Raw genomic sequence first — 4016 nt, forward strand, 5'->3', positions numbered from 1 at the left:
GGCCGCGGCCTCGACGAGGGCGCGAAGCTCGGGCCGGTCGGGCATCGCGAACGAGACGTAGGCACCGCGCCCGCCCGCCACGGGGCGGCCGTACGCCTTCACCGCGAGCGTCGCGTCGGGCAGCAGCCGTACGGTGAGCGTCTGCAGCTCGAACTCCTCGCCGCGGCGCATGTCGGTCCAGCGCAGCGCGGGCGGGATCACGACGTTGATGGCGAGAGCCGAGACCTCGGGTGCGTCGACATCGGTTGAGGCGTCGTCCATCCCGCCATTGTGCCGCGTCCGTCCGCCGGTCGCGCCCTCGGGTGGCGCACCACGCGGAATCGGTGCCGCGGAGGCGCGTGTCGCGCCCGCGAACGCGGCAGATGCCTCGGGCCGCACGCCCGATGCGCGTCAGCTGATCGTCAGCAGCTGGTGGCCGGCCGAGACCGTCGTGCCGGGGTCGGCGTTGATGCCGCCGATGACGCCGTCCTTGTGGGCCTGGATGGGCTGCTCCATCTTCATCGCCTCGAGGACGACCACGAGATCGCCCTTGACGACCTGCTGGCCCTCCTCGACGGCGAACTTCACCACGGTGGCCTGCATCGGCGACTTGACCGCATCGCCCGACGCGCCCGACACCACCGAAGGGGCGTGCGAGCGGCGCGACGGCGGGACGGCCGCGGGGCGACCCGCTGCTCCGGGAGTCGACACGACCCGATCGGGCAGGCTCACCTCCAGACGCTTGCCGGCGACCTCGACGACGACCGTGTGGCGCGCCTCGGCGGGCTTGGGCGCCTCGAGCTCGCCGTCCCACGGGGCGATGTCGTTCACGAACTCGGTCTCGATCCACCGCGTGTACACGCCGAACTCGCCGCTCTCGGCGGTGAAGGCGGGGTCGCGCACGACCTTGCGATGGAACGGCAGCACGGTCGGCAGGCCCGCGACCGCGAACTCGTCCAGGGCGCGCCGCGCGCGCTCGAGCGCCTCGGCACGGTTGCGGCCGGTGACGACGATCTTCGCGAGCAGCGAGTCGAAGGCGCCCGAAACGGTGTCGCCGGCGGTGACTCCGGAATCCAGACGAATGCCGGGCCCGCCGAACGTCTTGAACACGTGGATCGGACCGGGCTGTGGCAGGAACCCCCGCCCCGGGTCTTCGCCGTTGATGCGGAACTCGATCGAGTGGCCGTCGGCGACCGGGTCGTCGTAGCCGAGCTCCTCGCCCTCGGCGAGGCGGAACTGCTCGCGCACCAGGTCGATCCCGGTGATCTCCTCCGAGACCGGATGCTCGACCTGCAGGCGGGTGTTGACCTCGAGGAACGAGATCGTGCCGTCGGCGCCGATGAGGAACTCGCACGTTCCGGCGCCGACGTAGCCGACCTCGCGCAGGATCGCCTTCGAGGCCTCGTACAGCACGCGGTTCTGCTCGTCGGTGAGGAACGGCGCCGGCGCCTCTTCGACGAGCTTCTGGTGGCGGCGCTGCAGCGAGCAGTCGCGCGTCGAGATGACGACGACGTTGCCCGAGGCGTCCGCGAGGCACTGCGTCTCGACGTGGCGCGGCTTGTCGAGGTACTTCTCGACGAAGCACTCGCCGCGGCCGAACGCCGTAATCGCCTCGCGCGTGGCCGACTCGAAGAGCTCGGGAACCTCATCCATGGTGCGCGCGACCTTGAGGCCGCGGCCCCCGCCGCCGTACGCGGCCTTGATCGCGATCGGCAGGCCGACCTGCTCGGCGAAGGCGACGACCTCGTCGGCGCCCGCGACCGGACCGGGAGTGCCGGGAGCCAGGGGAGCGCCGACCTTCTCGGCGACCGCGCGGGCGGTCACCTTGTCGCCGAGCGCCTCGATCGCCTCAGGGCTCGGGCCGATCCAGACGAGGCCGGCGGCGATCACGGCGCGCGCGAAGTCGGCGTTCTCGGCCAGGAACCCGTAGCCGGGATGCACCGCGTCGGCGCCCGAGCGGCGCGCCACCGAGAGGATCTTCTCGATCGACAGATACGTGTCGGCGCTCGTCACGCCGTCGAGCGCGTAGGCCTCGTCGGCCAGCCGGGTGTGCAGGGCGTCGCGGTCCTGGTCGGCGTAGACGGCGACCGACGCCTTGCCCGCGTCGCGGGCGGCGCGGATGACGCGGACGGCGATCTCGCCGCGGTTGGCAACGAGAACCTTGGCGATCTGAGGCATGGATGCCAGCCTACCGACGGCGATGATCGGGCTTTTGAGTGGTTCGTACAAGAACCGACGAGAAACGTGGGACTCCTACGACAACGTCGGAGTGCCGCCGAGTGACGGGTCGGTCGTGTTCCAGAGCGCCGTCCAGTCCACTCCGACCGCGCGCACCAACCGCCGCAGCGCCGAGACCGACATCCCCACCACGGTCGAGGGGTCGCCCTCGACCCGCTCGATGAACGCGCCGCCGAGGCTGTCGACGGTGAACGCGCCGGCCACGTGCAGCGGCTCACCGGTCGCGACGTACGCCTCGATCTCGGCATCCGTCACGTCGTCGACGAACGAGACGGATGCCGCGGCCGTCGCGTGCACCTCGCGCGGAGGTGCGCCCGGCTCGAGGCGGATGACGGCGTGACCCGAGTGCAGCACGCCGGTGCGGCCGCGCATCGACTGCCACCGCACCACCGCGTTCTCGGGCGTGTAGGGCTTGCCGAGCACCTCTCCGCTGATCTCGAACATCGAGTCGCCGCCGATGACGATGCCGTCGAAGTCGGGGATGTCGTCGGCCAGGCGGGCCGCGACGTCGGCCGCCTTGCGGCGCGCGAGCAGCAGCACATGCTCGTCGGGCGGGAGCCGGCGACCCTCGGACTCCTCGACCGCCGAGATGACGCCCTCTTCGTCGACGTCGGGCGCGACGGTGAGGGGACAGATGCCGAACTGCCGCAGCAGCATGAGCCGGGCGGGCGAGGTCGAGGCGAGGCACACGCGCATGCGACCAGCGTAGGCGGGGCTCGGGGAACATTTCGGCCGGGCGGCGGCGGCGTAGGCTCGTCGGATGGTGAATTCCGGCGACGTCATCGACCTCGAGATCACGGGCGTCGCCCACGGCGGGGTGTTCGTCGCGCGACATGAGGGGCGAGTGGTGTTCGTGCCCGACACCCTCCCGGGCGAGCGCGTGCGGGTACGGCTCACCGACACCGCGAAGAAGTCGTTCTGGCGCGGCGAGGTGCTCGAGGTGCTCGATGCCTCCGAGCACCGGCAGCCGCATGTCTGGCAGCAGGCCGACGTCGACGTCGCGCCGGAGAACCGGCCCGGCGGTGCCGACTTCGGCCACATCGAGCTCGCGCACCAGCGTGAACTGAAGATGCGCGTGCTGCTGGAGGCGCTGGAGCGATTCGGCGGTCTCACCGGGTTCCCCGTCACGATGTCGCCCGCCGGACCCGTGCTGTCGGACGACACCGACGTGATCGACGACGAGGCGCCCGACGGCACCGGCTGGCGCACCCGGGTGAGCCTGCACGTCGACGCCGACGGTCGCATCGGACCCTATGCGGCGCGCAGCCACCGCGTGGTCGAGGTCGACGACCTGCCGCTCGCGACGGGGGAGGTCCAGCGCGCGGCGCTCGGGCTCCGCAGCGGCACCCATGCGCCCGGGCGCATCGACCTCGTGCAGCCGGCGGACGGTCTCGTGCGCATGGTGCCGAGGCCGGAGAGGGCTCCGCGTCCGGCAGGTGCGCGCGGGAAGCGGCATCCGTCACCACGGCCGGTCGCCGACAAGAAGAACCTGGCGCGCGAGGTCGTCGTCGAACGCGTGGGCCGGCGCGAGTTCCGTGTGGACGCCGGTGGGTTCTGGCAGGTTCACCGGCTTGCGGCCCACGCGCTCGCGACGCGAGTCGCCGCGGTTCTTCGCACGGCTCGGGCTGACGGGCCTGCGATCGATCCGGACGCGTGGCACCTCGATCTCTACGGTGGCGTCGGTCTGTTCGCGGCGACCCTCGGCGACCTCGGCGGCACGTCCACGCGTGTGACGAGCGTCGAGTCCGACGCGCGCGCCACCGACCACGCCGGCGAGAACCTCGCCGAGTGGGTCGGCG

The 4016-nt window shown here is 72.0% G+C and carries 4 protein-coding genes; 1 reads left to right on the forward strand and 3 read right to left on the reverse strand.

The window, feature by feature from the left end; all coding sequences use genetic code 11:
* The 3 genes from EIO58_RS13865 to EIO58_RS13875 form a co-directional block, all read right to left on the reverse strand.
* Positions 1 to 261, reverse strand: a 261-nt coding sequence (locus tag EIO58_RS13865; protein WP_127820030.1) for a hypothetical protein, incomplete at its 3' end; no start/stop codon positions are given.
* A gap of 129 nt (positions 262 to 390) precedes the next feature.
* Complete coding sequence (locus EIO58_RS13870; RefSeq protein WP_127820031.1) at positions 391 to 2157, reverse strand: acetyl/propionyl/methylcrotonyl-CoA carboxylase subunit alpha; 1767 nt, start codon at positions 2155 to 2157, stop codon at positions 391 to 393.
* Between the two features lie 75 nt (positions 2158 to 2232).
* Positions 2233 to 2913, reverse strand: a complete 681-nt coding sequence (locus tag EIO58_RS13875; RefSeq protein ID WP_127820032.1) for a Maf family protein — start codon at positions 2911 to 2913, stop codon at positions 2233 to 2235.
* Positions 2914 to 2980: 67 nt separating this feature from the next.
* Here EIO58_RS13875 and EIO58_RS13880 point away from each other — a divergent pair.
* Positions 2981 to 4016 (forward strand): class I SAM-dependent RNA methyltransferase (locus EIO58_RS13880; RefSeq protein WP_164861712.1); only part of this gene is annotated, 1036 nt, incomplete at its 3' end.

It is taken from the genome of Microbacterium sp. CPCC 204701, assembly GCF_004010105.1.
In the GTDB taxonomy this organism is placed as follows: Bacteria; Actinomycetota; Actinomycetes; order Actinomycetales; family Microbacteriaceae; genus Microbacterium.

Bases quoted from the DNA above. Each gene is read 5' to 3' on its own strand.
- EIO58_RS13875 (WP_127820032.1), bottom strand. From the start codon at position 2,913: ATGCGCGTGTGCCTCGCCTCGACCTCGCCCGCCCGGCTCATGCTGCTG.
- EIO58_RS13870 (WP_127820031.1), bottom strand. From the start codon at position 2,157: ATGCCTCAGATCGCCAAGGTTCTCGTTGCCAACCGCGGCGAGATCGCC.